Origin of the sequence: Sphingomonas sp. TREG-RG-20F-R18-01, from assembly GCF_022662475.1 — a bacterium.
Classification (GTDB): domain Bacteria; phylum Pseudomonadota; class Alphaproteobacteria; order Sphingomonadales; family Sphingomonadaceae; genus Sphingomonas.
On sequence record NZ_JAKNQQ010000005.1, the window covers coordinates 61,688 to 87,819 of the forward strand.

Annotated in this window: 24 protein-coding genes; 12 read left to right on the forward strand and 12 right to left on the reverse strand. The window is 67.0% G+C overall.

All coding sequences use genetic code 11. The features are described from left to right. The first annotated feature begins 20 nt into the window (after positions 1 to 20). On the forward strand, positions 21 to 1,259 hold the full coding sequence (locus L8K25_RS14320; protein WP_242139666.1) for a hypothetical protein: 1,239 nt from the start codon (positions 21 to 23) through the stop codon (positions 1,257 to 1,259). A 34-nt stretch (positions 1,260 to 1,293) separates the two neighbouring features. Here L8K25_RS14320 and L8K25_RS14325 read toward each other — a convergent pair whose 3' ends face one another. The 4 genes from L8K25_RS14325 to pgi all read right to left on the reverse strand — a co-directional run bounded on the left by L8K25_RS14325 (position 1,294) and on the right by pgi (position 5,939). Further along, positions 1,294 to 2,391, reverse strand: coding sequence for a polysaccharide biosynthesis/export family protein (locus L8K25_RS14325; RefSeq protein ID WP_242139667.1), 1,098 nt, complete (start codon positions 2,389 to 2,391; stop codon positions 1,294 to 1,296). A 236-nt stretch (positions 2,392 to 2,627) separates the two neighbouring features. Next, entirely contained in the window at positions 2,628 to 3,977 is a 1,350-nt protein-coding gene (gorA, locus tag L8K25_RS14330) for a glutathione-disulfide reductase (protein WP_242139668.1), read from the reverse strand. A gap of 100 nt (positions 3,978 to 4,077) precedes the next feature. After that, a complete protein-coding gene (locus L8K25_RS14335; protein WP_242139669.1) occupies positions 4,078 to 4,452 on the reverse strand; it encodes a DUF4174 domain-containing protein in 375 nt (124 codons plus the stop codon). Beyond that, a complete protein-coding gene (gene pgi, locus L8K25_RS14340) occupies positions 4,449 to 5,939 on the reverse strand; it encodes a glucose-6-phosphate isomerase (RefSeq protein WP_242139670.1) in 1,491 nt (496 codons plus the stop codon). The genes L8K25_RS14335 and pgi overlap by 4 nt, the downstream gene beginning before the upstream one ends. Positions 5,940 to 6,049: 110 nt before the next feature. On the opposite strand from pgi, the gene lepB reads away from it, so the two are divergent. From lepB to L8K25_RS14360, 4 genes are all read left to right on the forward strand, one after another. Next, complete coding sequence (gene lepB, locus L8K25_RS14345; protein WP_242139671.1) at positions 6,050 to 6,901, forward strand: signal peptidase I; 852 nt, start codon at positions 6,050 to 6,052, stop codon at positions 6,899 to 6,901. Further along, complete coding sequence (gene rnc / locus L8K25_RS14350) at positions 6,898 to 7,563, forward strand: ribonuclease III (RefSeq protein WP_242139672.1); 666 nt, start codon at positions 6,898 to 6,900, stop codon at positions 7,561 to 7,563. The genes lepB and rnc overlap by 4 nt, the downstream gene beginning before the upstream one ends. Positions 7,564 to 8,142: 579 nt before the next feature. Then, entirely contained in the window at positions 8,143 to 9,144 is a 1,002-nt protein-coding gene (locus L8K25_RS14355) for a beta-eliminating lyase-related protein (RefSeq protein WP_242139673.1), read from the forward strand. Continuing rightward, complete coding sequence (locus tag L8K25_RS14360) at positions 9,141 to 10,070, forward strand: EamA family transporter (RefSeq protein WP_242139674.1); 930 nt, start codon at positions 9,141 to 9,143, stop codon at positions 10,068 to 10,070. Before L8K25_RS14355 ends, L8K25_RS14360 begins: the two co-directional genes overlap by 4 nt. Here L8K25_RS14360 and L8K25_RS14365 read toward each other — a convergent pair. Together L8K25_RS14365 and L8K25_RS14370 are read right to left on the reverse strand one after the other, a co-directional pair. After that, the gene (locus tag L8K25_RS14365) at positions 9,980 to 10,816 is read right to left on the reverse strand and encodes an SDR family oxidoreductase (RefSeq protein WP_242139675.1); all 837 of its coding nucleotides are present in this window, start codon (positions 10,814 to 10,816) and stop codon (positions 9,980 to 9,982) included. The two genes, L8K25_RS14360 and L8K25_RS14365, sit on opposite strands and share 91 nt — an antisense overlap. A 152-nt stretch (positions 10,817 to 10,968) precedes the next feature. Further along, entirely contained in the window at positions 10,969 to 12,663 is a 1,695-nt protein-coding gene (locus tag L8K25_RS14370) for a M28 family peptidase (RefSeq protein WP_347341157.1), read from the reverse strand. 21 nt (positions 12,664 to 12,684) lie between these two features. On the opposite strand from L8K25_RS14370, the gene pepN reads away from it, so the two are divergent. Beyond that, on the forward strand, positions 12,685 to 15,291 hold the full coding sequence (pepN, locus tag L8K25_RS14375) for an aminopeptidase N (RefSeq protein ID WP_242139676.1): 2,607 nt from the start codon (positions 12,685 to 12,687) through the stop codon (positions 15,289 to 15,291). 137 nt (positions 15,292 to 15,428) lie between these two features. On the opposite strand, the gene L8K25_RS14380 is transcribed toward pepN, so the two are convergent. The 3 genes from L8K25_RS14380 to pabB all read right to left on the reverse strand — a co-directional run bounded on the left by L8K25_RS14380 (position 15,429) and on the right by pabB (position 18,716). Continuing rightward, on the reverse strand, positions 15,429 to 15,566 hold the full coding sequence (locus L8K25_RS14380) for a hypothetical protein (RefSeq protein ID WP_242139677.1): 138 nt from the start codon (positions 15,564 to 15,566) through the stop codon (positions 15,429 to 15,431). A gap of 132 nt (positions 15,567 to 15,698) precedes the next feature. After that, positions 15,699 to 16,898: a pyridoxal phosphate-dependent aminotransferase gene (locus tag L8K25_RS14385; protein ID WP_242139678.1), complete on the reverse strand. Its 1,200-nt coding sequence runs from the start codon at positions 16,896 to 16,898 to the stop codon at positions 15,699 to 15,701. A gap of 36 nt (positions 16,899 to 16,934) precedes the next feature. Continuing rightward, positions 16,935 to 18,716 carry an aminodeoxychorismate synthase component I gene (pabB, locus tag L8K25_RS14390; RefSeq protein ID WP_242139679.1) on the reverse strand — a complete coding sequence of 594 codons (1,782 nt, stop codon included), beginning with the start codon at positions 18,714 to 18,716 and terminating at the stop codon, positions 16,935 to 16,937. 104 nt (positions 18,717 to 18,820) lie between these two features. Here pabB and L8K25_RS14395 point away from each other — a divergent pair, with 104 nt between their 5' ends. Continuing rightward, complete coding sequence (locus L8K25_RS14395) at positions 18,821 to 19,480, forward strand: MBL fold metallo-hydrolase (RefSeq protein ID WP_242139680.1); 660 nt, start codon at positions 18,821 to 18,823, stop codon at positions 19,478 to 19,480. 28 nt (positions 19,481 to 19,508) lie between these two features. Here the strand turns inward: L8K25_RS14395 and L8K25_RS14400 are convergent, their stop codons facing one another. Then, the gene (locus L8K25_RS14400; RefSeq protein ID WP_347341158.1) at positions 19,509 to 19,949 is read right to left on the reverse strand and encodes an MAPEG family protein; all 441 of its coding nucleotides are present in this window, start codon (positions 19,947 to 19,949) and stop codon (positions 19,509 to 19,511) included. A gap of 201 nt (positions 19,950 to 20,150) precedes the next feature. Between L8K25_RS14400 and rpmF the strand changes: the two genes are divergently transcribed. From rpmF to L8K25_RS14425, 5 genes are all read left to right on the forward strand, one after another. Further along, positions 20,151 to 20,330, forward strand: a complete 180-nt coding sequence (gene rpmF, locus L8K25_RS14405; RefSeq protein ID WP_242139681.1) for a 50S ribosomal protein L32 — start codon at positions 20,151 to 20,153, stop codon at positions 20,328 to 20,330. 70 nt (positions 20,331 to 20,400) lie between these two features. Continuing rightward, positions 20,401 to 21,432: a phosphate acyltransferase PlsX gene (gene plsX, locus L8K25_RS14410; protein ID WP_242139682.1), complete on the forward strand. Its 1,032-nt coding sequence runs from the start codon at positions 20,401 to 20,403 to the stop codon at positions 21,430 to 21,432. Further along, the gene (locus tag L8K25_RS14415; RefSeq protein WP_242139683.1) at positions 21,429 to 22,403 is read left to right on the forward strand and encodes a beta-ketoacyl-ACP synthase III; all 975 of its coding nucleotides are present in this window, start codon (positions 21,429 to 21,431) and stop codon (positions 22,401 to 22,403) included. Before plsX ends, L8K25_RS14415 begins: the two co-directional genes overlap by 4 nt. A 92-nt stretch (positions 22,404 to 22,495) precedes the next feature. After that, a complete protein-coding gene (locus L8K25_RS14420; protein ID WP_242139684.1) occupies positions 22,496 to 22,795 on the forward strand; it encodes an integration host factor subunit alpha in 300 nt (99 codons plus the stop codon). A gap of 8 nt (positions 22,796 to 22,803) precedes the next feature. Next, complete coding sequence (locus tag L8K25_RS14425) at positions 22,804 to 23,160, forward strand: MerR family transcriptional regulator (RefSeq protein WP_242139685.1); 357 nt, start codon at positions 22,804 to 22,806, stop codon at positions 23,158 to 23,160. Between the two features lie 234 nt (positions 23,161 to 23,394). Here the strand turns inward: L8K25_RS14425 and L8K25_RS14430 are convergent, their stop codons facing one another. Together L8K25_RS14430 and L8K25_RS14435 are read right to left on the reverse strand one after the other, a co-directional pair. After that, the gene (locus L8K25_RS14430) at positions 23,395 to 24,966 is read right to left on the reverse strand and encodes a peptide chain release factor 3 (protein ID WP_242139686.1); all 1,572 of its coding nucleotides are present in this window, start codon (positions 24,964 to 24,966) and stop codon (positions 23,395 to 23,397) included. A 17-nt stretch (positions 24,967 to 24,983) separates the two neighbouring features. Beyond that, the gene (locus tag L8K25_RS14435; RefSeq protein ID WP_242139687.1) at positions 24,984 to 25,859 is read right to left on the reverse strand and encodes an aldose 1-epimerase family protein; all 876 of its coding nucleotides are present in this window, start codon (positions 25,857 to 25,859) and stop codon (positions 24,984 to 24,986) included. Positions 25,860 to 26,132 lie beyond the last annotated feature (273 nt).

The window sequence follows — 26,132 nt, forward strand, 5'->3', positions numbered from 1 at the left end:
ACAGGGCGGCGTAGCGCGCGATGTGGAACCGGCGATCCCTGCTTGCGGCGGCGGGTGCTGGGCCCATCCTGTCCGCCACGCTGGCCACGGCGCCGGCGCGGGCGTCCGCAACGGTAGCGGACGGCAGCGCGGCGATCATTCGTTCGGGCCGCTCGATCGAAGCCTTCGGCGCCCGGCCGGATGCCTCCGGCCCGGTCAACCTGCGCGCGTTGCGCGCGTGCGTGGCCGCCTGCCGCGACGATGGATCCCCCGTGTTGGTACCTGCCGGCGTGTTCCCGCTGTCGGACGATGGCCGACCGATCACCCTGGACCTGACCCGACCGGTGCGCGGCGCGCCGCATGCCGTCGCATTCGTCGGGCTGGCAGGGCCTGGCCAGTCGATCCTGCAGGTCGAGGGCCGATCGGGCGGATTGCGCTTCGTCGCGGCCACCGACTGGTTCGATCCCGTCCTGGAGGGGCTTGGCTTCGTCGGCGCGCTTGCCGGCCCGCTGGTCTCGATCGGTCGTGATGATTTTGCGGATCCGGTCAACATGCTGCGAATCCGCGACGTCGCCGTCGACAACAGCTTCAACCAGGGCGCGGTCACGGCCCTGCGGCTCAACTATCTGGCACCGGGCAGCGTGGCGATCGGGCTGAAGGCCAATGCCTATGCCGACGGGCGGGGACACAATCACGGGACCGCGATCGAGTGCCGGCAGGTCGAGTGCATGACGTTTGCCGGCGGGGCCGCGTCGAATGCGGCGACCGGCTTCGCGATCCGCGACGGCGTCAATTTCGGGATTACCGTTCAGGGGTTCACGTTCGAGAACACCGACGTTGCTTTTGGCAATGACGTGGCGACGTCCGGCGCCCATGCGGTGATCGGCTGCCAGTTTTCCGAAATCCGGACCGCGGCGATCCGGAGCATCGGTTGCAACCGCGCGCAGTGGATTGAATTTACCGCCAACAACTTTGCCATGCCGACCGCCGCGATCGTCGATCCGGACGCATGCGAAGGCATTCGCATCCACAATCGGCACGGCATCGCGACGCCAGCACTGCCCCCTTCCGGGGCGATAGTGCGCAATCGCTCGGGGCAGCCGGTGCAGGTGCTGATGTGGGGCGGGCTGGTCCACTCCGTTCTGATCGATGGGATCCGGATGGGTTCAGCGGAGCCTGCCGCGTTGTCCCCAGGCACGGGCGTCATCCTGCAGCCCGGGGACACGATCGGGCTGGACTATGTCCGCGCACCACAGTGGCACTGGCGCAGCGCGGGCTGACCCGCGGCTGCGCCGATGCCGCCGGAGCGTCGCGTCAGTTCCCGCTGATCGTGCGGGCGGCCACGAACGGCGAGAACAACTGGTTGATGATCGCGACGAACTTCGCCGTCCGGTTAACCGCCGCCGTGCTGACGTACAGGACGTCCTTGTCATGCATCGGGAAACGCTGGGCGATGAAATAGCTCGCCGGATTGATCATATCGAGGCGATAGATCACGGGCTGGGCGGGTTGGCCGGCCGTCGGCGCCGCTTCGTACCGGAACAGGAAAACCGCACGCGGATTCGCGATCGCGTCATTCGGCCCGCCCGCGCGCGCAACCGCTTCGGCGAGGGTCAGGTCGCTCTGATCGAACGGGATCTGCGCGACGCGGCTCGTGGCACCCAGCACGATGAACGTCTGCGGCCGGCGAATGAGCTCCACGCGATCCCCGGGGGTCAGGACGAGATCGTCGGGCGCCCCGACGCGGACCCGATCGAGCCGCTCCTCCACCTGTTCGCCGCCGCGCGTCACGCGCACCACCATATCCTGCGTCTGCGCAACGGTCCCGCCGGCATTGGCGATGATATCCAGCAGCCGTTCGCGTTGCCCGGTGACCTCGATCCGGCCCGATCGGCGCACGTCGCCGGACACGAACACCGTCTCGCTGACATTTCCGTGGATCGTCACCAGAACCTGCGGGTTCTGTGATTTCGCCTTATAGGCCCGCTCGATCGCAACCGCGATTTCGCTGGGCGTATGCCCCGCAACGCCGATCGTCCCGGCATAAGGGAGGCGGATCTTGCCCGCCTCGTCCACCGTCACCGTCGGAAAACGCTGAACCTGCGAGGAGGGATCGAAATCGCTGCCGACAGGGCGCGCGCCCCCGAACAGCGTAATTCCGATTTCGAACACCGCGATGTCCAGCTGATCCCCGACGCCTACGATCCCGGTGGACTGGTTCGGGCTCAAGGGTGCCAGCGTCGCGAGCCGGGCCGTCGTCATATCGCTCGACTGCACCGCCTTTGCGGCGATCGTCGAATCGATGTCGACGATCCGCATGCCGATCGCGTTGCGATTGTCCTGCGTGCCGCGCAGGACTTCATGCGCGGTTGGTCCGCTGGTCGGCAGCGAGGCACAGCCGGATACCGCCAACGCCGCAACCAACGTCCCGAGACAATAAAGAGTAGCTAAAGGACCTTTTGCCGAAGGCAAGTCGCTGGCTGACATGAAACCTCTAACCGTAATTGACCGGAAATGGACCGTGCGACTATTCTCGACAGCTCGGCTATGCCCGGGCTCGTTAGCGCTTAGCGTCCAGCCACTCAAGCGACTAGGTGGCCGACGGCACGGCGACCAGCGTCGCCATGCCCCGAGATCGGCCGCCGTTGCTACCGCAGCAGCACCAGTTCCTCTGCCATCGACGGATGCAGCGCGACCGTCTGGTCGAACGCGTCCTTGGTCAGCCCCGCCTTCACCGCGACCGCCGCCGCCTGCAGGATCTCGGGCGAATCCGGCCCGATCATGTGCAGTCCGAGCACCTGGCCGGTCTCGGCGTTGCACACCATCTTGTACAGCGCGCGCTCGTTGCGGCCGGCGAGCACGTTCTTCATCGGGCGGAAGTCGGACATGTAGACCTTGACCGAACCGAACTTGTTCTTCGCCTGCGCCTCGGTCAGCCCGACGCCCGCCATCGGGGGATGGCTAAACACCGCCGAGGGGATGTTCTCGTAATCCACCCGGTGCGGCTTGTTGCCGTACATCGTGTCGGCGAATGCCTGCCCTTCCCGGATCGCGACGGGGGTGAGCTGGACGCGGTTGGTGACGTCGCCGACCGCATAGATGCTGTCGCAGGTGGACTTGTTGTCTTCGTCGACCACGATGGCGCCCTTGTCGTCCAGTTCGACGCCGGCGCTGTCCAGCCCGAGCCCTTCGGTATTGGGCGAACGGCCGGTCGCGAACATCACGCAATCCACGTCGATCGGCTCGTGCCCGCTCATCGACACGCGCAGGCACCCGTCCGGCTGCTTCTCGATCCCGCGGAACTCGGCGTTGAAGCGGAAATCGAGCCCCTTCATCATCGAGATCTGGAGCAGGCGATCGCGGATCGATTCATCATAGCCGCGCAGGATTACGTCGGTGCGGTTGATGAGCGTCACCTTCGCGCCGAATTCGTTGAAGATGCCGGCGAATTCGTTGGCAATATAACCTGCGCCCGCGATCAGGATGCGCTTGGGCACCGCGTCGAGATGGAACGCCTCGTTCGAGGTGATGCCGAGTTCGTGCCCGGGGCACTCCGGCACGATCGGCGTCGCCCCGACCGCGATCAGGATCTTGCCCGCGGTGACTTCGCGCCCGTCGCCGAGCTTGACCGAATGCGGGCCGGTGACGGTCGCGCGGTCGAGGATGATCTCGACGCCGTTGTTGGTCAGCGTGTCGGTATAGGCCGAATTGATCCGGTCGACTTCCTCCAGCACATTGTCCCGCAGCCGGACCCAGTCGAACCCCAGGTTCTCGGGCACGTCCCAGCCGAAGCGGCGCGCGTCCTTCAGATCCTCGGCGAAATGCGCGCCATAGACGAGCAGCTTCTTGGGCACGCAGCCACGGATGACGCAGGTGCCTCCAACGCGATATTCCTCGGCCACCGCAACCTTCGCGCCATGCGCTGCCGCGACACGCGACGCGCGGGTGCCGCCGGAGCCTGCACCGATGACGAAAAGGTCGTAGTCATACTCAGCCATGTCTTGTCCTTCCGGGGCCGGCAAACACGCGGCCTGTAAATCTCTGTCAGTCACCGCCCCCACCGTTCGTTTCCAGCGGATTGGGCAGTATCGCGTATCGCTAGCGTTGCCCCGCGCGCCGCATCGGCATCGCGTCGATCGTCGCGACCAGCGTCGCGGCGTCGATCGGCTCCGAACGGCGCAGCGCGGCGTGGCCGTCCTTGCCGACCAGCACCACGCCGAACGCGGCCCGGGGCAACCGCCACCGCGCGCGCAGCGACGTGGCGGAGTCCGCCGCGCCTTTGACCGTATCCCCGGCAAGCTCGACGACCGTGACGTCGCGGTCGTCGAGTTCCCTGGACCTCCCCCCGAGCGCGGCCTGCTGCGCGACCCTGCGCGCATCCGCCGCACCGGGCGCGGCGATGATCAGCACCCGTCGTTTTTGGCGCATGTCCGCCACCGTCATCGAAGCCATCATCGCCGCGAGCACGATCATCCGAACGCGCGCTTGATCAGGTCGGTGGTCGACACGTCGAATTCCTGCCCGCCCGCATCCGCCGCCTTGGCCATTTCCTTGCCGAGCTCGACGCCGAACTGGTCGAACGGGTTGATCCCGATCAGCGTCGCATTCACGAACACGCGCTGTTCGTAGAAGGCGATCAGCGCACCGAGCGTGCGCGCGTCGAGATCGTCGAGCAGGATCGTCGACGACGGACGGTCGCCCGAATAGCTGCGCGCGGCATCGTCGTTCGGGCGGCCCTTCATCAGCGCGGCGCCTTGCGCGAACGCATTGAGCAGCAGCTGGCGATGGTGATCCTCGGCGAGCGTGTCGCCCGGCTCGATCACCGCGACGAACTCGACCGGGACCAGATGCGTGCCCTGGTGGAGCAGCTGGAACACCGCATGTTGCGCATCGGTGCCGACCCCGCCCCAGGTGATCGGCGCGGACGGGCCGTTGAGCTTCTCGCCGTCGATCGTCACGCCCTTGCCGTTCGATTCCATCTCGAGCTGCTGGAGATAGGACGGGAGCAGCCGCAACCGCTCGTCATAAGCGAAGGTCGCGCGCGTCTCGGCGTGGCGGTTGTGGGTGTAATAAAGGTCGGCGAACGCCGCGAGCACCGGCGCATTGTGCGCGAGCGAGGTCTGGCGGAAATGCCGGTCCATCTCGCCGGCACCGTCGAGCATCTCGGCAAAACAGTCCCAGCCGAGCGCGAGCGCGGCGGGGAAGCCGATCGACGACCACAGGGAATAGCGCCCGCCGACACTCTCCGCGAACGGCAGCACGCGGGTTTCGTCGACGCCCCATTCGACCGCCTTGTCGGGGTCCGCGGTCAGCGCGATGACCTTGCCATAGACGTCGTCGACGCCGCCCTCGCCCATCCACTGCAACACCGACTCGGCGTTGAGCATGGTTTCCTTGGTGGTGAAAGTCTTCGACGCGACGACCAGCAGCGTCGCGGTCGGATCGAACTTCGCAAACGCTTCCTCGAGCGCGCAGCCATCGACGTTGGAGACGATCGCGACGTCGTAGCGCCCCGATTCGCGTCCCAGGGCATCGACCAGCAGGTTCGGCCCGAGCGCCGAGCCCCCGATGCCGACGTGGAGCACATGGCGGATGTCGCCGAGCGCGCCGCCCTCGATCGCATCGATCAGTGCACGCATCCGGGCGTGGAGCACACGGGCTGCGGCGACATCGTCTTCCGCGCCTTCGCCACGCTCGGCGACATGCGTCGCGGCACGGCCCTCGGTGGTGTTGACGATCTCGCCCGCGAACAGCGCCTCGCGCTTGCCGCTGAGATCCTGCGCCTTGGCGAGTGCCTCGAACGCGGCAACCGCCTGTTCGGTGAGGTGTGTCTTGGAGAAATCGAAGTGCAGCCCGGCGACGTCGACGCTGAACCGCGCCAGCCGGTCGGCGTCCTCCGCGAACAGGGTTTCAAGCCGGGGGCTGGGAAGCCCCTCGATCGCGGTCCAGTCGGCTGCCATGAGTACCTCGTTGCGTTTGGGTGGTCGAATCCCGGTGTAGATCGCCCTAGCGTCACCCAGTTACAACCGCCAGCTTGACGACACGCTCCGTCCCCCGCAAACCGCGCCGCATGGCCGACACCGAACCCTCCCCCGCCCCGATCGGCAAAGCGCGCGTCCGCGCAGCCAGACCGGCGAAGTCCGAGACGCGCGAGACGCTGAGCTTCTTCCTGAAGCTGGCGATCGTCGTGTTCGTGTTCCGCAGCTTCATCTTCGCGCCGTTCAGCATCCCGTCGCAGTCGATGCTGCCCCGGCTTTACGTCGGCGATTACCTGTTCGTGTCGAAGTGGAATTACGGCTATTCGCGCTGGTCGCTGCCGTGGGGCGTGCCGCTGATCCCCGGCCGGATCCTCGGGCGTGATCCAGCGCGCGGGGACGTCGTCGTGTTCCGTGGGCCTCCGGGCGAGGACCATGACGTGATCAAGCGCGTCATCGGCCTGCCCGGCGACACCGTCCAGATGCGCGGCGGCCAGGTGTTCCTCAACGACAAGGCCATCCCCAAGGTGCGGATGCCCGATTTCACCATACCGCTGTCGCCCAATTATCCCGGCGGGACCGAATGCCCTGCCGAGTTCGAGGATGCGGACGCATCGGGCACGCCGATCTGCCGCTATCACCAGTTCCAGGAGACGCTTCCCAACGGCAAGACCTATGCCGTGCTCGATCGCGGCGAGATGCCGAGCGCGGACGATACCGCCGTGTACAAGGTGCCCGCAGGCAACGTCTTCGTGATGGGCGACAATCGCGACGACAGCGGCGACAGCCGATTCGACCCGCCACAGGGCATGGGGTTCGTGCCGATGGAACGGATTGAGGGCAAGGCGGTCGTGTCGTTCTTCTCGACCGATGGCTCGGCGAGCTGGCTGCTGCCATGGACCTGGTTCAGCGCGGCGCGCTGGTCACGGATCGGGGCAGGTTTTTGAGCGTAGCACTACAGGACTGGGTCGCCGCCGCGTTCGGGCATCGTCCGCTCGACCTCGCACCGTTCGAACGCGCGCTGACGCACGGCAGCCAGGCGGCGGCGAATTACGAGCGGCTCGAGTTCCTGGGCGACCGCGTGCTCGGGCTGGTGATGGCCGAATGGCTGTTCGAGCTGTTCCCGAAAGAGCCCGAAGGTGCTTTGTCGAAGCGGTTGAACGCGCTGGTGACGGGCGCGATCTGCGCCGACGTCGCGCGCTCGATCGGCGTGGTGCCGTATCTCAAGCTCGGCAAGCAGGCGCGCGACGACGGCGCGTCGGACAGCGACAATGTCCTTGGCGACGTAATGGAGGCGCTGATCGGCGCGGTCTATCTCGAGGCCGGGCTCGAGGGCGCACGCCACGCGGTCCGCACCTGCTGGGACGACCGCGCGAGCCGGCAGCTGGCCGCACCGCAGCATCCGAAATCGGGGCTCCAGGAATGGGCCGCGGCGAACAACCGCAAGGCGCCGATCTATGAAGTGATGGAGCGGTCGGGCCCGCATCACGCGCCACGCTTCCGCGTGAAGGTCGCGCTCGGCGGGTTTGCCGAGGCGGAGGCGGAGGGCAGTTCGAAGCAGGAAGCGGAGACCGCGGCAGCGACCGCGCTGCTGGAGAAGCTGCGCTAATTCCATACTCTATCCCCCCCGGCGAAGGCCGGGGCCCAATCGAGGTCCAGAAGATTGCTGGCGACTGCGCGCAGTTACCTCGACCGTCCCTCCTGGGCCCCGGCCTTCGCCGGGGAGGCGCATTGAGGTCAGTGGAGCACGCTACGACGTAAGCACAGATGCTATTGGCGAAGCTGCGCTAATTCCATCAATCGACACAGTTGCCCTTCCCCGGCGAAGGCCGGGGCCCAGTCGAGGAACAGAGGATTGCTGGCGACTGCGCGCAGTGACGTCGACCATCCCTCCTGGGCCCCAGCCTTCGCCGGGAGGCGCGTTTAGAGCAGCGGAGCACGCTACGACGTAATCACAGATGCTATTGGCGAAGCTGCGCTAATTCCATCAGTCGACACAGTCGCGCTTCTCCGGCGAAGGCCGGGGCCCAGTCGAGGAACAGAGGATTGCTGGCGACCGCGCGCCGTTACCTCGGCCATCACTCCTGGGCCCCGGCCTCCGCCGGGGAAGCGGATGCGAGGAAGGAAGCGCCCCCACCCCTCCTCCCTTCGGTTGACGCCCCCGCGACCGCGCGCGTAGGCACACCTCATGCGCTTCTTCTCCGATAACGCCGCTCCGGTGCACCCCGCCCTGTTTGCCGCCATGGCCGACGCGAACACCCTCGACACCGCTTATGACGGCGACCGCTGGAGCAAGCAGCTCGACGCGCGCTTCTCCGAAGTGTTCGAGACGCAGGTCCGCGCGTTGTGGGTGCCCTCGGGCACCGCCGCCAATTGCCTCGCGCTCGCCGCGATGTGCCCGCCGCACGGGAGCATCATCTGCCACCGCGACGCGCATATCCAGAACGACGAATGCGGCGCGCCCGAATTCTACACCCATGGCGCGAAGCTGTTCCTCGCCGAGGGTGACGGCGCGAAGCTCACCTCCGAGACGATCTCCGCCGTCCTCGACGCGACGCGCTACGACGTCCACCAGACCCAGCCGCACGCGATCTCGATCACCAACGCGACCGAATATGGCCGCGTCTATTCGCCTGCCGACGTCGCCGCGATCGGCGACCTCGCCAAGTCGCGCAAGCTCGGGCTCCACATGGACGGCGCGCGCTTCGCCAATGCGATCGCTTCGTCGAACTGCTCGCTCGCCGACATGACCTGGCGCGCGGGCGTTACCGCGTTGAGCTTCGGGTTCATCAAGAACGGCGGGATGAACGCCGAGGCCTTAGTGTTCTTCGACACCGATCTCGCCGACGCGACGCTGTACCGCCGCAAGCGCGCGGGCATGTTGCTGTGCAAGGGCCGCTATCTCGCCGCGCAGTTGCTCGCGATGCTCGAGGGCAATCTGTGGCTCGACCTCGCGCGCAACGCCAATGCGGGCGCGGCGCTGCTCGCCCAAGCTGCGGGCAACCGACTGATCCACCCGACCGAGGCGAACGAGGTGTTCATCCGCGTGACCATGGAGGAAGCCGCGAAGCTGCGCGGCCTCGGCTTCGATTTCTACGACTGGGGCCCGGGCGAAGCGCGGCTCGTGATCTCCTGGGATCAGGACCCCAAGGACATCCAGCCGCTCGCCGACGCGATCGCCGCGCTTTGAGTTCCGCGCCCCCCGGCGCCTGGCCACCGCGATCGAGCCAGCTCGCGATCCTGATCCCGTTCGGGATCGTGACGCTGATCTGGGGATCGACCTGGCTCGTCATCCGCGGCCAGCTCGGTGTCGTTCCCGCGAGCTGGTCGGTGACCTACCGCTTCCTGATCGCCGGCGTCGTGATGGCGGGCTATGCGCTTGCACGGCGGGAGCGACTGCGGCTCGATGCGCGGGGGTGGCGGTTTGCGATCCTGCTCGGCCTCGCACAATTCTGCCTCAACTTCAACTTCGTCTACCGCGCGGAGATGCACATCACGTCAGGCCTGGTGGCAGTGGTGTTCGCGCTGATGCTGCTCCCCAATGCGGTGTTCGGGCGAATCTTCCTCGGGCAGAAACTGGGGCGGCAACTGGTCGTCGGGATGGGCGTCGCGATGGCGGGCGTGGCCCTTCTGTTCCTGCGCGAGATGCGGGTCGATCCGCACGGGCCTACGCAAGTGCTGATCGGGATCGGCTTTACCGTCCTCGCGATCTTCTCCGCCTCCACCGCCAACGTGATGCAAGGCACGCAGACCGCGCGGGGGTATCCGATGATCCCGATGCTCGCTGTGGCGATGTTCCTGGGCGCGCTATTCGACGGGGCGTTCGCCTGGATCACGACCGGGCCGCCGGTGTTCGAGCCGACGCTCGCCTATGTCGCGGCGACGCTCTACCTCGGCGTATTTGCCTCCGCGATCGCCTTTCCGCTCTATTTCGGCGTGCTCCGCGTGATCGGCCCGGCGAAGGCGGCCTATTCGGGCGTTATGGTGCCGGTGATCGCGATGTGCCTGTCGACGCTGTTCGAGGGTTATCGCTGGTCGGCGCTGGCAGCGGCGGGCGCGGCGCTGGTCGTCGGCGGGCTGGTCATCGCGCTCAAGGCGCGCAGACCCGCGCGATAGTCCGGGTAGCGCGGGGTCCAGTACAGCACGCGCCTGGCCTTGCCGTTCGCGACCCGGCGGTTCTCGGCGTAGAAGCCCTGCGCCATCGCCGATAGCGTCTCGAGCGCGACGAACGGCGGCGGGGCCATCCCGAGCAGCCGCGCGGCGAAGTCGACCACGTCGTTCTGGCTCGCGGGCAGGTCGTCGGCGAGGTTGTACGCGCCCGGCGGGCCGTTCATCCCCGCGATTACGCCCGAGACGATGTCGTCGACATGGCAGCGGCTGAACACCTGCCCCGGAGCCTCGATCCGGTGCGCCGCACCGCTCGCGACCCGGTCGAGCGGGGAACGGCCGGGGCCGTAGATGCCCGGCAGCCGAAAGACATGCGCGCCCGCCGCGAGCCACGCTGAATCCGCCTCCGCGCGAGCACTACGACGGCCGGTACCGGTCGGAGTGGTTTCATCGACCCACGCGCCGTTCGCGTCGCCATAGACGCCGGTCGAGGATAGATAGCCGCGCCATCCGCCGAGCCGGGCAAGGTCGGCGCCATAGGCCGCGAGGACGGGGTCGGTTTCGTTCGCCGGGGGGACCGAGGACAGGACGTGCGTGGCCACTGCGATCTCGCGCCGCACCGCGTCCATGTCGTCGAAGCTGATCGTCCCCGCGCGCCCGTCACGGCTGGTGCCGACGACGCGCCAGCCGTCCTGGCGCAACCGGTCCGCGAGATGCTGGGCGGTGTAGCCGAGGCCGAAGATCAACAGGCGCATTATATCCTTGCCCTTATTCTAACCTCACCCTTCCCCGGCGCAGGCCGGGGCCCAGGAGCGAAACGTTTCGTCATCGCGCGAAGTTTCCAGTTACAGAAACCAGCGCTACTGGGCCCCGGCCTTCGCCGGGGAAGTGAAGAAGATGTGTCCCCTCATTTCGCGCCATATCCCCCATAGAGCAGCCCGAAGAAATCGCCCTTGTTCCATCGCGGCCGCGCGTCGCCATCGGCGATCTCGCGCGCGATCGCGTAGTTGGCGTTGACGAAGCGGATCCCCTGCGCCCAGTCGATCGGCTGCGTGAGATCGTCCGAGACCTGGTGATAGCGGTGCGCGAAGAAGTCGGCGGTCGCGGCCTTGCCCGGGCCCTTCTGCCCCGGCCACAGGAACACCGACGGCACCCCCTGCTGGACGAACCGATAATGGTCGGACCGCACGAAGATGCCCTGCGCGGGATCGGGATCGGGCGACATCGTCACCCCCAGCGTCCCGACCGCCTTCGCCACGATCGGCCCGAGTGTCGAACGATCCGCGCCGAACACGGTCATGTCCTCGAACGGATAGGACAGGATCGGCATGTCGAGATTGACGTCCGCGACTATGCTGCGGATCGGCACGGTCGGGTGGCGCGCGAAATAATCCGAGCCGACCAGCCCTTTTTCCTCCGCGGTGACCGCCAGGAACAGGATCGAACGGCGCGGCGGCTTGCCCGACGCCTTGAAGCGTTTCGCTTCCTCGATCAGCGCGGCGATCCCGACGGCGTTATCCTCCGCGCCATTGTAGATCAGGTCGCCCGTCCCCTCCGCCTTGACGCCCAGATGGTCGAGATGCGCCGACAGCACCACGACCTCCTGGCCGAGCGCCGGATCGCGCCCACGGATCATCCCCGCGACGTTGGCACTGCTCGCCGGTTCGAATGCGGTACGAATCGCCACCGCGAGGTTGGCGGCGAGCGGTTCGGCGGTGAAGCGCGCCTCGGCGTTCGCGGACCGGTCAAGGATCGTCTTCCACGCCGTCCGCGCGCCCGTGAACAGCTTGGCCGCGCCGCTCGCGCTCAGCGTGGCGAGTTGCGGCGCGCCCGGCATGTCGCCGGTTCCGTCGCGAAGCGCCCAGGTCGTGCGCGCGCGGTCCCAGCCGCCGCCGCCGGGGGGCAGGACGCCGCGCGTCAGCAGGATCGTGCCGACTGCCCCGTGCGCCGCGGCGATCACCGCCTTGGTCGCGGGGCTCTGGAAATGCGCGCGTTCCTCGCTCTGGAAGCTTTCGGGCGCGCCGCCAAAGAAAGCGACGATCTTGCCGCGCACGTCGACGCCCGCATAATCGTCGCGCTTGTAGCGCGGTGCGACGATTCCCTGCCCGACGAACACGACCCGCGCATCCAGCGTGGTGCGCGCCGCCCCGGCGATCGCGCCCGGGGTAAAGTCGTCCCCGAACATCAGCGGTTGCGGCCCCGCCCCCGGGCGCGTCAGCACGACATCGCCGTGGTCGGCGGGACGATAACTGACGAGCGGCACGGTCTGCAGATAGCCACCGTCGTCACCCGCAGGCGCGAGCCCCGCCGCGAAGAACTGCGCCGCGACATATTGCGCGGCAATCGCATATTCGGGACTCGCCGCGTCCCGCCCGCGCAGCGCGTCCGAGGCGAGGAACAGGACATGCGCCTTCATCTGCGCCTGATCGTCGGGCAGGGCGGCGGCCAGCGGTACGCGCGGCGTCTCGGCGCGAACGGCAGGCGCCAGTGTCGCGAGCACGATAAGGAGGAAGCTACGCATCATCCCGCCGGGGGTAGCAGTCGCGCGAGGCGAGGCAAGCCGGTTGCGCACGCCACGCGATTTCGGTGGCACGTCCGCCACGTGCCCCTTACATCTCGGACAATGCTCGACATCCAGACCAGCCTCGCCCAGCCCCATGTCACCCGTCGCGCGGATTATGCCGCGCCTGACTGGCAGGTCCCGGAAATCGCGCTGGATTTCGATCTCGATCCGGCGCGGACCCGCGTCCGCGCGACGCTGCACGTGCTGCGCAGCGACGCGCATCACCGCCCGCTCCGTCTCGATGGCGACGGGCTGACCCTCCTTTCGGTCAAGGTCGACGACGTCCCGGTCAACGACTGGGTGATCGAGGACGGCACCCTGGTGCTGACGCTGCCCGGCTCCGCGCATACCGTCGAGACCGAAGTCGAGATCGCGCCCGATCGCAACACCCAGCTGATGGGACTCTACGCCTCGGGCGGTAATCTCTGCACCCAGTGCGAGGCCGAGGGCTTCCGCCGCATCACCTTCTTCCCCGATCGCCCCGACGTGCTGAGCCGCTACAGCGTGCGGATGACGGCGGACAAGGCGCGCTATCCGGTGCTGCTGGCGAATGGCGACCCGGTCGCGCAGGGCGATGCGGGCGACGGGCGGCATTGGGCGGCGTGGAACGACCCCTTCCCCAAGCCTTGCTACCTGTTCGCGCTCGTGGCGGGCGACCTGGCGGTCAATCGCGGCAGCTTCGTCACCAGCTCGGGCCGGACGGTCGAGCTCGGCATCTGGGTCCGCGCGGGCGATCTGGAGCGCACGCACCACGCGCTCGACGCGCTCAAGACCTCGATGGCGTGGGACGAGCGGGTCTATGGCCGCGAATATGACCTCGACGTGTTCAACATCGTCGCGGTCGACGATTTCAACTTCGGCGCAATGGAGAACAAGGGGCTCAACATCTTCAACAGCCGCTACATCCTGGCGGACCCCGACACTGCGACCGATTACGATTACGACGCGATCGCCGCCGTCGTCGCGCACGAATATTTCCACAACTGGTCGGGCAACCGCGTCACCTGCCGCGACTGGTTCCAGCTGTCGCTGAAGGAAGGGTTCACGGTCTACCGCGACCAGACCTTCTCCGCCGACCAGGGTTCCGCCGCGGTCAAGCGGATCGAGGACGTGCGGGGCCTGCGCGCCGCGCAATTCCCCGAGGATGCCGGGCCACTCGCCCATCCGATCCGGCCCGACGCCTATCAGGAAATCTCGAACTTCTACACGGCCACCATCTACAACAAGGGTGCCGAGATCATCCGGATGCTGGCCACGATCCTCGGCCCGGACCGCTTCCGCGCCGGCACCGACCTGTATTTCGACCGGTTCGATGGGACCGCGGCGACGTGCGAGGATTTCGTCGCAAGCCTCGAGGAAGCGAGCGGCGTCGACCTCAAGCAATTTCGGCGCTGGTACGGCCAGGCGGGCACGCCACGCGTCACCGCGTCGCTGACGCACCATCTGGGGTCGGCGCGCGCGGAACTGGTGCTGACGCAGCGCACTCCGCCGACGCCGGGGCAGCCGGACAAGCTCCCGGTCGTCCTGCCGCTCAAGATCAAGCTGTTCGGGGCGGAGACCGGCCATGCGCTGACCGACGAGCAGACAATCCTGCTGACCAACGCCGAGCAGACGATCGTGTTCGAGACCGTCACCGAACGCCCGGTACTGTCGATCAACCGCGGCTTCTCTGCGCCTGCGATCATCGCGACCGACCGGACCGCGGAGGATCTCGCCTTCCTCGGCGCGCGGGACGACGATCCGTTCGCGCGCTACGAGGCGTTGCAGCAGCTGATGCTCGACACGCTCGTCCAAGGTGCGTCGCAGGGCCGCGCCGATCATGCGGCGGTGGTGGCCGCGATCAGGGGTACGCTTGCCGATGCCACGCTCGACTCGGCGTTCATCGCAGAAGCCGTGCTGCTCCCTTCGGAGAGTTTCATCGGCGACCAGCTCGCGATCGTCGACCCCGAGGCGATCTTCCGCGCGCGTGAGTCGCTCCGGCGCGACATCGGGCGGGCGCTCGAGAGCGAATGGCGGTCGGCCTATGACCGCGCCCGGGCGAACACGACCGGCGGCTATGTCTACTCACCCGACGCCAAGGGCCAGCGCCGGCTCAAGGCGGTCGCGCTGGGTTATATCGCGGTATCGGGCGCGTCGGACGCGGGCGACCTCGCGTTCGCGCAGTTCGAGGCGGCGGACAACATGACCGACCGGCAGAGCGCGCTGACCACATTGGTCGGGGGCGAGGCCCCGCAGCGCGAGCCAGCGCTCGACATCTTCTACAATCGCTACAGCGACAATGCGCTGGTGCTCGACAAGTGGTTTTCGGTGCAGGCGATGGCGCCGCGCGACGATACTGGCGCAGCGGTCGAGGCGCTGTCGCGGCATCGCGACTTCACTTTGTCCAACCCGAACCGCGCGCGCGCGCTGATCGGGGCGTTCGGGGTGAACCAGCGTGCGTTCAATGCGGCGTCGGGGGCGGGGTATCGCTTCCTGGCGGACCAGTTGATCGCGCTCGACAAGCTCAACCCACAGACCGCGGCCAAGCTGATCCCGCCGCTCGGGCGCTGGCGGCGGTTCGATCCGGCGCGGGCGGGGTTGATGCGCGCCGAGCTCGAGCGGATCGTCGCGACGCCGGGGCTGTCGAAGGACATGTTCGAGCAGGCGTCGAAGAGTCTGGCGGGGTAAGGGAGATCACTGGCCGGTAATTGCTTCCCCGGCGAAGGCCGGGGCCCAGTAGCGCGCCGGATCGTGGAAGCCGCTGCGCGCTGTTACTGCTGCCATCACGACTGGGCCCCGGCCTTCGCCGGGGAAGCAGTTCGTCGTTAACGCGTCGCCGCAACCTCGGTCCGCGTAGCGGCGTGCGCGCCCTCGACCGGGTGCAACGTGACGAGCGCGACCGCGCCCAGCGCGAAGCCGCCAACGAACTGCCAGATGAAATCGGACTTCAGGATGCTGCGCATCGTCTTACCTCTTCGTCGCCGGCAGAAACGCCAGAAAACGTAGCGGTCAGATCGTCCTCATGCTGCACCGCGACAAGAGCCAAATTGCAAACGCAGCGTTGCCAAAAGCTGAACGATCGTTTCGGGTGCGGTTCACCTCAACGCGGCGCACGCCGCCTGGATCCGCTCGCAGGCGGATTTCAGCAGCGCATCCGACGTCGCATAGGAGATCCGCATCGCCGGCGACAGACCGAACGCCGCGCCCTGCACCGCCGCGACCTTCGCATCGTCGAGCAGATAGGCGACCATCGCCTCGTCGCTGTCGATCAGCTTGCCCGACGGCGTCGACTTTCCGATCAGGACCGAGAATTCGGGATAGACGTAGAACGCCCCGTCCGGCTTCGGGCAAGTGATCCCCTCGGCATCGTTGAGCATGCCGACGACGAGGTCGCGCCGCACCTGGAACGCCGCCGCCCGCTCCTTCAGGAACGACTGGTCGCCGTTGAGCGCCGCCACCGCCGCCGCCTGGGCGATCGAGCAGGGGTTGCTGGTCGACTGCGACTGGAGCTTGGCCATCGCCTTGATCAGCCACGATGCGCCGCCCGCAAAGCCGATCCGCCAGCCGGTCATCGCATAGGCCTTGGAACAGCCGTTGACGGTTAGCGTGCGCTCGTAGAGCGACGGGCAGACCTGCGCGATCGTCGCGAATTCGAAGCCGTCGTACAGGATGTGCTCGTACATATCGTCCGAGAAAATCCACACGTGCGGGTGCCGTTCGAGCACGTCGCCCAATGCCTTGAGCTCGGCTGCGGTATAGGCGGCTCCCGTCGGGTTGGACGGCGAGTTGAGGATCACCCACTTGGTCTTCGGCGTGATCGCCGCCTCGAGCTGCTCGGGGAGCAGCTTGTAACCCTGCTCGGGGCCGGCGGCGACGAACACCGGCGTGCCGCCTGCGAACAGCACGACGTCGGGGTAGCTGACCCAATAAGGCGCGGGGACGATCACTTCATCACCCGCCTCGACCGTCGCGACGATCGCGTTGAACAGCGTGTGCTTGCCGCCGACGTTCACGCTGATCTGGTCGGGCGTGTAGCGCAGGCCGTTGTCGCGCGCGAACTTGGCGGCGATCGCGGCCTTCAACTCGGGCGTGCCGTCGACGTTGGTATATTTGGTCTGGCCGTCGCGGATCGCCTTGATCGCGGCTTCCTTGACGAAATCGGGCGTGTCGAAATCGGGCTCGCCGGCGCCGAGGCCGATCACGTCGACCCCTGCGCGCTTCAATTCCTGCACGCGCGACGTGATTGCCAGCGTCGGCGATGGCTTGATCCGGTTGAGCGCGGCGGAGGGGTGCATAGCAAAGGCCTAAATCACGAAGGGTCGGGCGTGCGCTTATCGCGCCGCTGGCGCCGTCGCAACCGTTCGTCGCGCACGAATCAGACCGCGCACTGCATTGCCGATGAAAAATTCGTGCGCCAGTTCGGCCGCGGTGACCATCCCCTCGACCGCGCGCCCGCTCGCCAGCAGGTCCGCGCGCAGCACCCCGGGCAGCAGGCCGTCGGCCAGCGGCGGTGTCACCAGCACATCGCCGCGGGGGACGAACAGCGACGTGAAGCTGCCTTCGGTCAGCCGCCCATCCGGACGCTCGAACACGACTTCGAATGCCCCGGATGCCGCCCGCGCCTGATCGTAGAAGCGACGGTCGCTCGTCTTGTGGCGCAGCCTGATATCGGCGACCGCAACCGGTAAGGGCATGACGGCAACGGCGACCGGCTGATCGGAGGCAACCGGCATCGCGCTGACCTCGATCGCAACCATGCCACTCGGCGCCAGCAGCAAGCGGACTCGCGACGCCACGCGCAGGCGGAAGGTCGCGGCCTGAAGTTCGTTACGGGCGGTGTGGCGATCGAACACGAAGTCGAACGCACGCGCGCTCGCGGCGAGCCGTTCGAGATGCCGGTCGAGCAACAGCAAGCCCTGTTCCGGGTCGAACCCCATGGTTTCGATCAGATCGAACCGCCCCGCGCGATGCGTGAGGAAGGCGAGCTTTGCCCGCGCTTCGTCCCACTCGGCAGCGGGATCCGAATCGGCGACGATGCCCCCGCCCGCCCCGAGCGTCGCCGTGTCCTCGCCCTTCGGCCAGGTCAGCGTGCGAATCGCGACGTTCGCCATCGCGTCGCCGGTCGCGTCGAAGCGGGCGATCGTGCCGGTGTAGAGGCCGCGCGGCGACGGCTCGATCCGCCCGATCGCCTGCATCGCCGCAATCTTCGGTGCGCCGGTGATCGACCCGCACGGGAACAGCGCCGCCAGCACGTCCACCGCATCGTTCCCCGGCGCGATGTCCGCGGTGATGGTCGATACCATCTGGTGCACCGTCGGATAGGTCTCGACCGCGAACAGCGTCGGCACCGCGACCGATCCCGCGCGCGCGACGCGGGCGAGATCGTTGCGCATCAGGTCCACGATCATCAGATTTTCGGCGCGCTGCTTGGTATCCTGCGCGAGCGCCGTCGCGGCCGACCTGTCCGCGTCGTGCGCAGCCTGGCGCCGCGCCGTGCCTTTCATCGGACGGCAGGTCAGCCGCTCCCTCTCCAGCGCAAAGAACAGCTCGGGCGACAGCGAGAGGATCGTCGCCGCGCCCGTGTCGATGAGCGCGCCGAACCCGGCGGCCGCGCTGCGCCGCAGCCGCGCGTACAGCGACAGCGGGTCGCCGCGGACCTGCATCGTGGCGCGATAGGTCAGGTTCGCCTGGTACAATCCCCCCGCGACGATCTCCGCCTGGACTGCCGCAAACTGCGCATCGTAGGCCAGGGGATCGATCGCCGGCACAGGCTCGGAATTCCATGCCCCGGCCGGATCGGGCAGCAACGCGGCGACCGCATCGGGGGCGATCTCAGCATAATCGGCAAAGATCCCGAACCAGGCCAAAGGCTGGTCCGTCGCGATCGGTCGCGGCACCGCGGGCTCGAAGGCGCCTGCCGCCTCATAGGCCAGGAAGCCGACCGCGTGCAGCCCGGCATGCCGTGCCGCCCGTATCGCCGCCAGCACCCCGTCCACCTCCGCGACCGTATGCGCCTCGACGATCCGGAGCGGATCGACATACAGCCGCGCCGGAGCGCCGTCCGGGCGGGCATCGTCGAGCAGGACGAAGGGCTTGGTCTGGTGGCTCAGCATGTCTGCGGATCAGATGCCCCGTCAGGCGCCCCGGGGGCAAGCCCCGGCGTCACCAACGCCACCCGCGTCTTGCTCCCTATCCCGCGCCACCGTATTCACGGGCCATGAGCACCCCACCCCTTCGCGCCGCGATCCTTCCGGTTACCCCGCTCCAGCAGAATTGCACCTTGCTGTGGTGCACCGCGACGATGCGCGGCGCGTTTGTCGATCCCGGCGGCGACCTCCCGCGGCTGCACGCAGCCGCGGCGCAGCACGGCGTGACGATCGAGAAGATCATCCTGACCCATGGCCATATCGACCATTGCGGAGAGGCCAAGCCGCTCGCGGACGCGCTCGGCGTACAGATCGAGGGACCGCATGAGGAGGATCGCTTCCTGACCTCGACCCTGTCGGAAAGCGGGGCACAATATGGCATCCCCGGCGTCAACTTCGAATCCGACCGATGGCTGGTCGAGGGGGACACGGTGACCGTCGGCGATCTCGTGCTCGACGTCTATGAAACGCCCGGGCACACGCCCGGCCACGTGATCTTCCATCACGCCCCGTCGAAGCTCGCGATCGTCGGCGACGTGCTGTTCGCCGGTTCGGTCGGTCGTACCGATTTCCCCCGCGGCAATCACCAGCACCTGATCGACTCGATCGTGACCAAACTCTGGCCGCTCGGCGACGACACGACGTTCCTGCCGGGCCACGGCCCTGCCAGCACCTTCGCGCACGAGCGCCAGACCAACATGTTCGTCAGCGACGCAGCGCTCGCTGCCTGACCGTCGGCGGCATCCTCGGGGATGCCGCTCAGCCCGCCGGAACGGCGCTCGGGGCGAGCGTCGTTCTGGCGTGGTGCCCCAGGAGCGGCACCGCAATCGCGTAACCACCGAGGCCCAGCAGCAGCAGGAAGGTCAGAATCGTCCCGACCATGCGGCCCACTGGCAGGCCGTCCATCCCCAGCGCATGCGCCACCCGTGCCACCAGGAACGCTGCGCTTGCGCCCCACAGCCACCACGAACTGCCGGACGTCAGTTCGATCAAGCCGATCAGGATCACGATGAACGGCGCATATTCGACGAAATTGGCGTGCGCGCGCATGCGGCGAATCAGCACTTCATTGCCGCCGTCGCCCAACAGGATCTTCGCCTTGGTCCGGACCGAACCGACCCGAATCGCCAGCCACAGGTTGATGATCGCCGCGGCCCCCGCGGTCACCAGCGTAATGGTCATGTCCGAGCCGCTCATCATCGCAAATATCCCCTCACAACGGGAGAAACCCGTCGCACGGGCGCGCAAAGCTTGCAACGCCGTATAGAATCGCTATAGGCCGCGATCTTCGCGAGATGTCAGGCCGCCGGTGCCGCTTGCGCGGTCGACCATGACGTCGATTGCGTCGTACCTGGTTCGGGCTTATCGCACCGGTTCAGACAAGTATAAGGTTTCGCCGAAATGGCCGTCCCCAAAAGAAAAACCACGCCTTCCAAGCGCGGCATGCGCCGTGCCCATGATTCGCTGACCGTCGCGTCGTTCCAGGAATGCCCCAATTGTGGCGAACTGAAGCGTCCGCACAATCTCTGTGCGTCGTGCGGCCACTATAACGGCCGCGAGATCCTGTCGGTCGAAGGCTGATCCCGACGGGATCGGCGCGGCTCGTGCTATCGGGCGTGTACCCATTGCGCGTTTTCAGGGAGCGGCCAGCGTGACGAACAGCTCCCGGATCGCGGTCGACGCGATGGGTGGCGACGAAGGGCTGGCAGTGATGCTGGCTGGAGTCGCGCGGGCACGCCGCCGCTACGACGACATGCAGTTCATTCTCGTGGGTGACGAGAATGCGATTGTTGCTGGGCTGAAGCAGCATCCCAACCTTTCGGCGCATGCCGAGATCGTCCACGCGCCCGAGGTCGTCGGATCGAGCGAAAAGCCTACCCAGGCGATTCGCCGGTCGAAGAAGACGTCGATGGGCATTGCGATCGACATGGTGAAGCAAGGCCGCGCGGCCGCCTGTGTCTCGTCCGGCAACACCGGCGCGATGATGGCGATGGCGAAGCTGTCGCTGCGGATGATCCCCGGGATCGACCGCCCTGCGCTCGCCGGACTGATGCCGACGCTTGGCGACAATGATACGGTGGTGCTCGACCTGGGCGCCAATACCGAATGCGATGCGCGCAACCTCATCCAGTTCGCCGTGATGGGCGCGGCCTATGCGCGCACCACGCTCGACCTCGCGCGTCCCCGCGTCGCGCTGCTCAACATCGGCAGCGAGGACCAGAAGGGCACCGACGTGATTCGCGACGCCGCCCGGGCGCTGCGCCACGCATCGCACCTCCCGCTCGAGTTCACCGGCTTCATCGAAGGCGACAAACTGTCGCGCGGCGACGTCGACGTCATCGTCTGCGACGGGTTTTCGGGCAACATCGCGCTCAAGACCGCCGAGGGCACCGCGCGGTTCGTGGCGGATCTGCTCAAGCGCGCGTTCCGGTCCTCGGTGCGCTCGAAGATCGGATTCCTGATCTCCAAGCCCGCGACCGACCTGCTGCGCCATCATCTCGACCCGAACAATCATAATGGTGCCGTCTTTCTCGGGCTGAATGGGCTCGTTGTGAAGAGCCATGGCGGCGCGAACGAGATCGGCGTGGCAACCGCAATTGCAGCGGCGGCAAAGATGGTACGGGACGACCTGACTCGGCGAATCGCCGAGGACCTGCGTGAATTCGAGGCGAAGGCAGCATGATTCGATCGGTTATCGTCGGAACCGGATCCGCGCTCCCGGCGCGACGCGTATCGAATGCCGAACTCGCCGAGACCGTCGATACTTCGGATGAATGGATCGTCGAGCGGACCGGCATCCGCTTCCGCCATATCGCCGCGCCGGACGAGACGACTGCCACGCTGGCGGCCGATGCATGCCGCGCGGCGCTCGGTTCGGCCGGCTTGTCGGCGCAGGACATCGATCTGATCGTGCTGGCGACCGCCACCCCCGACCAGACCTTCCCGTCCAGCGCGACCAAGGTGCAGGCGAGCCTTGGCATCAACGACTGCGTCGCCTTCGACGTGGCAGCGGTGTGCTCCGGGTTCCTGTACGCGCTGCAGGTCGCGGACAGCATGATCCGCGCGGGATCGGCGCGCCGCGCCCTCGTGATCGGATCGGAGACGTTCAGCCGCATCCTCGATTGGGAAGATCGCACTACCTGCGTCCTTTTCGGTGATGGCGCCGGGGCTATCGTGCTCGAAGGTCAGGACAATAATGATACGGGCGCGGAGGGTCGCGGGATTCTGGCGACCCGCCTCCATGCCGATGGACGGCATAACGAGCTGTTGTACGTCGATGGCGGTCCGTCCACGACCGGAACCGTCGGCAAGGTCCGCATGAAGGGACGCGAAGTGTTCCGGCACGCCGTCGTCAACCTCGCCAGCGTGATGACCGAGACGCTCGCGGTCAGCGGCTTGTCGGCCGCCGATGTCGACTGGGTCGTGCCGCATCAGGCCAACGCGCGCATACTGGATGCGACCGCGCGCAAGCTTGGACTGGCCCCAGACAAGGTGATCGTCACCGTCGATCAGCACGCGAACACGTCGGCCGCATCGGTCCCGCTCGCGCTGGATACGGCAGTCAAGGACGGCCGGATCAAGCAGGGCGACCTGATCGTCCTCGAAGCAATGGGCGGCGGCTTTACTTGGGGCGCCGCGGTCGTGCGCTTTTAGTCTTAACCTTGTTACGGTTCTGTAACTAGCTCTTTCCGTTCCTGCCTTCCTTGTGTTAGACCAACGTCTTGCCGCTAGGGAGGGATACCGGGATGGCGCCTGCAGGAACGTTGACGAGGGCCGATCTGGCCGAAGCGCTACATCATCAGGTGGGTCTGTCGCGCGCAGACTCGTCGCGTCTGGTCGAACAGATTCTCGGACACATGTGCGGGGCCTTGGCGAAGGGGGACAACGTCAAGATCTCGGGCTTCGGAACGTTCGTCCTGCGCGACAAGGGAGAGCGGATCGGCCGCAATCCCAAGACGGGAATCGAAGTGCCGATTGCCCCTCGCCGCGTTCTGACGTTCCGGGCGAGCCAGATGATGCGCGACCGCATCGTCGAAGCTGACTGAGACCCGACATGGTGATGCAACCCTTGCTGCCCGCGAAGGCGGATGGCGCCTATCGCACGATCGGGGAACTGTCGCGCGAGACTGGCCTGCCCCAGCATATCCTACGCTATTGGGAAACGCGGTTTCCCCAGCTGAAGCCGCTGCAACGCGCGGGAAACCGGCGATATTATCGGCCCGAGGATGTCGCGCTGGTGCAGCGCATCGCGACCATGCTCAACGAGGACGGCTATACGATCCGTGGCGTCCAGCAGGCGCTGATGGCCGAACGCAAACGCCCCTCCGGGCCGCTGCCGGCGTCGAGCATCGATGCGATCCTCAGCGTGCGCGATTCGCTCGCGCGGGCGCTGGAGCAAGATCTGGGCTGAGGAAGATACGAGACTACGGCACAGTGGCTCAGGTGCAGCCGCAGAGTCGGGCACGCTTTGCCGTTCTGTCCCTATGTAATTCCGTTCGCTGCAAAATATCTTGGCGCAACATGGTGCCACCCAAGGAGGCGGCTGCTCGCGTGAACGCTGCCTCCGCCAGCGCGACCGGCACTATGTATCGGAGGCGTCGCCAAAGGTCGTGACGAACGCGCCCGGATCAGCCTTGAGCCTTCGTCAGCGCTCGCGCGTCGCCGCGAAGGTGACCTTGGGGTAGCGATCCGCGACATAGCCCACGTCCCACGCGGTCTTCGCCATATAGACCGGGTTGTTGTCGCGATCCTTCGCCATCGACGTGCGGTTCAGGTCCATGAACGCCTTGAGATCCGCCGGATCCGCCGCCGACACCCAGCGCGCGGTGTCGTACGGTGCCATCTCGAGCCCCGCATCGACCTTATACTCCGCCTCGAGCCGCGACAGCAGCACCTCGAGCTGAAGCTGCCCGACCACGCCGATGATCCAGTTCGACCCGATCTCGGGGTAGAACACCTGCGTCACGCCCTCCTCGGCCATGTCGTCGAGGGCTTTCCGCAACTGCTTGGTCTTGGTCGGATCCTTGAGCGCGACGCGGCGCAGGATTTCGGGCGCGAAATTGGGCAGCCCGGTGAAGCGCACGTCCGCGCGCTCGGACAAGGTATCCCCCACCCGCAGCGTCCCGTGGTTGGGGATGCCGATGATGTCGCCCGGAAACGCCTCGTCCGCCAGCTCGCGTTCGCGCGCGAAGAACAGGATCGGCGAGTGGATCGCGATCGGCTTGCCGTGCCCGGTCGGGGTCAACTTCATGCCCCGCTTGAAGGTCCCCGAACACAGCCGCATGAACGCGATGCGATCGCGGTGGTTGGGATCCATGTTCGCCTGGACCTTGAACACGAAGCCGGTGACGTCGGCACGCTCGGGGAGCACCTGCTCGGGCTCGGCGGGCTGCGGGCGCGGACCCGGAGCATGGCGGCCGAGCGCGTCGATCAGCTCGGCGACCCCGAACTCCTTCAACGCCGATCCGAAATAGACCGGGGTCTGGTCACCCCCGCGATACGCCTCGACGTCGAACGCGCCATAGCCGCCAAGCGCGAGCTCGGACTCGTCCTGGAGCAACTGCAGCCCCGCCGGGCTCAGCGTGGCGGCAAGCGCGGGGTCGTCGAGCCCGGTGAAGCTCAGCGCCTTGCCTAGGAACTCGCGGCTCGGCCCCTCCGGCTGGCTGAGGCTGTTGGCGTGGAGATCGTACACCCCCTCGAAATCGCTCCCCATCCCGACGGGCCAGCTCATCGGCGTGACGTCGAGCTGGAGCATCTCGGCAATCTCGTCGAGCAGCTCGAACGGCGGGCGGCCCTCGCGGTCGACCTTGTTGACGAAGGTGATGATCGGCACCGAGCGCAACCGGCAGACCTCGAACAGCTTGCGGGTCTGCGCCTCGATCCCGCGCGCAGCGTCGATCACCATGACGGCCGAATCGACCGCGGTCAGCGTGCGATAGGTGTCTTCGGAAAAGTCCTCGTGGCCCGGCGTGTCGAGCAGGTTGAAGGTCAGCCCGTTGCGCTCGAACGTCATCACCGACGACGTCACCGAGATGCCGCGTTGCTGCTCGATCTTCATCCAGTCCGAGCGTGCGCGACGGTTCTGCCCGCGTGCTTTCACTTCGCCGGCAAGATGGATCGCACCGCCGAACAGCAACAGCTTTTCGGTCAGCGTGGTCTTGCCGGCGTCTGGGTGGGAGATGATCGCGAAGGTGCGGCGGTCGGACGTGTGATTCATCTGCGCGCTGTAGCGCCTCAGCCCTCCAACGTCACCTGCAACCCACAGGCGAGCGTCGCGCCGGGCGCGATCGCGATGATGCCCGGTTTGTCGCGAATATCGCCGGTAAACCCCTGCGGATCGGCGATGCCGTGCCACGGCTCGATGCAGACGAACGCGGCACCCGGCTTGGTCCAGATCCCGAGCATCGGCATCAGCGGGAAATCGACGCGCAATTGTGGGCCGGTCGGCGCGCCATAGCGGACGCTGCGCGATTTGGGCTGGTCCCAGATCAGCGCGTCGCAGTCGAACAAGGCGTCGTCGAGCACGAGCGTACTGCCTTCGAGCGGCGACGGGCGACGCTGCTCGGCGATCCCGCCGCCGATCAGTTCGCGCAGTGGCTCCGGTTCGTCTGCGGCGAAGACGATGCGGTGGTCGGCGCGCGGCAGGCCGTATGGCAACGGCCACGCAAAGGCGGGGTGAAAGCCGAAGCTCGCCGGGAGCACGTCGCCGCCGCAATTCTCGATGACCACCGCGACGTCGAGCGTCGCGTCGGTGATCGTGTAGGTCACGCGCAGCGCGAACGCGAAGGGATAGATCACGCGGCTCTCGGCGCTATCCTCGAGCAGGAAGACCGCTTGCGCGTCGCGGTGCTCGACCAGCGTGAAGCGGCTGCGGCGCGCGAAGCCGTGCTGCTGCATCGGATAGTCTTTGCCGTCGATGTGGAGCACGTCGCCGTTGAGCCGCCCGACGATCGGGAATAACAGCGGCGCATGGCCGGCCCAGAATGCCGGATCGGCGTTGGTCATCAGCTCGCGGCCCTCCGCATCGTGGAGGTGCGTCAGCTCCGCGCCGAGCGGGTTGATCGCGGCGGAAAGCTGCGGCGTGGCGATAGTGATGAGCGCGTCGGGCATGTCGGTCCGTCCTTCGATTGATGTCAGTGCGGTGCCCTTCCCTGGCCCTTCCCTGGCGAAGGCCGGGGCCCAGGAGCGCGCGGGGAGTGGCGCACACTGCGCTTCGTTACCAAAGCCTGTCCTCTTGGGCCCCGGCCTGCGCCGGGGTGGCACCCGCCCCCTGGCACCCTGCTGCTGGCACACTCCCACTGGCACCCTCTCACTAGCATACCACCCCGGCGAAGGCCGGGGCCCAAGCGGGAGCGGGAAGCGGGGGACGCTGCGCATCGTCAC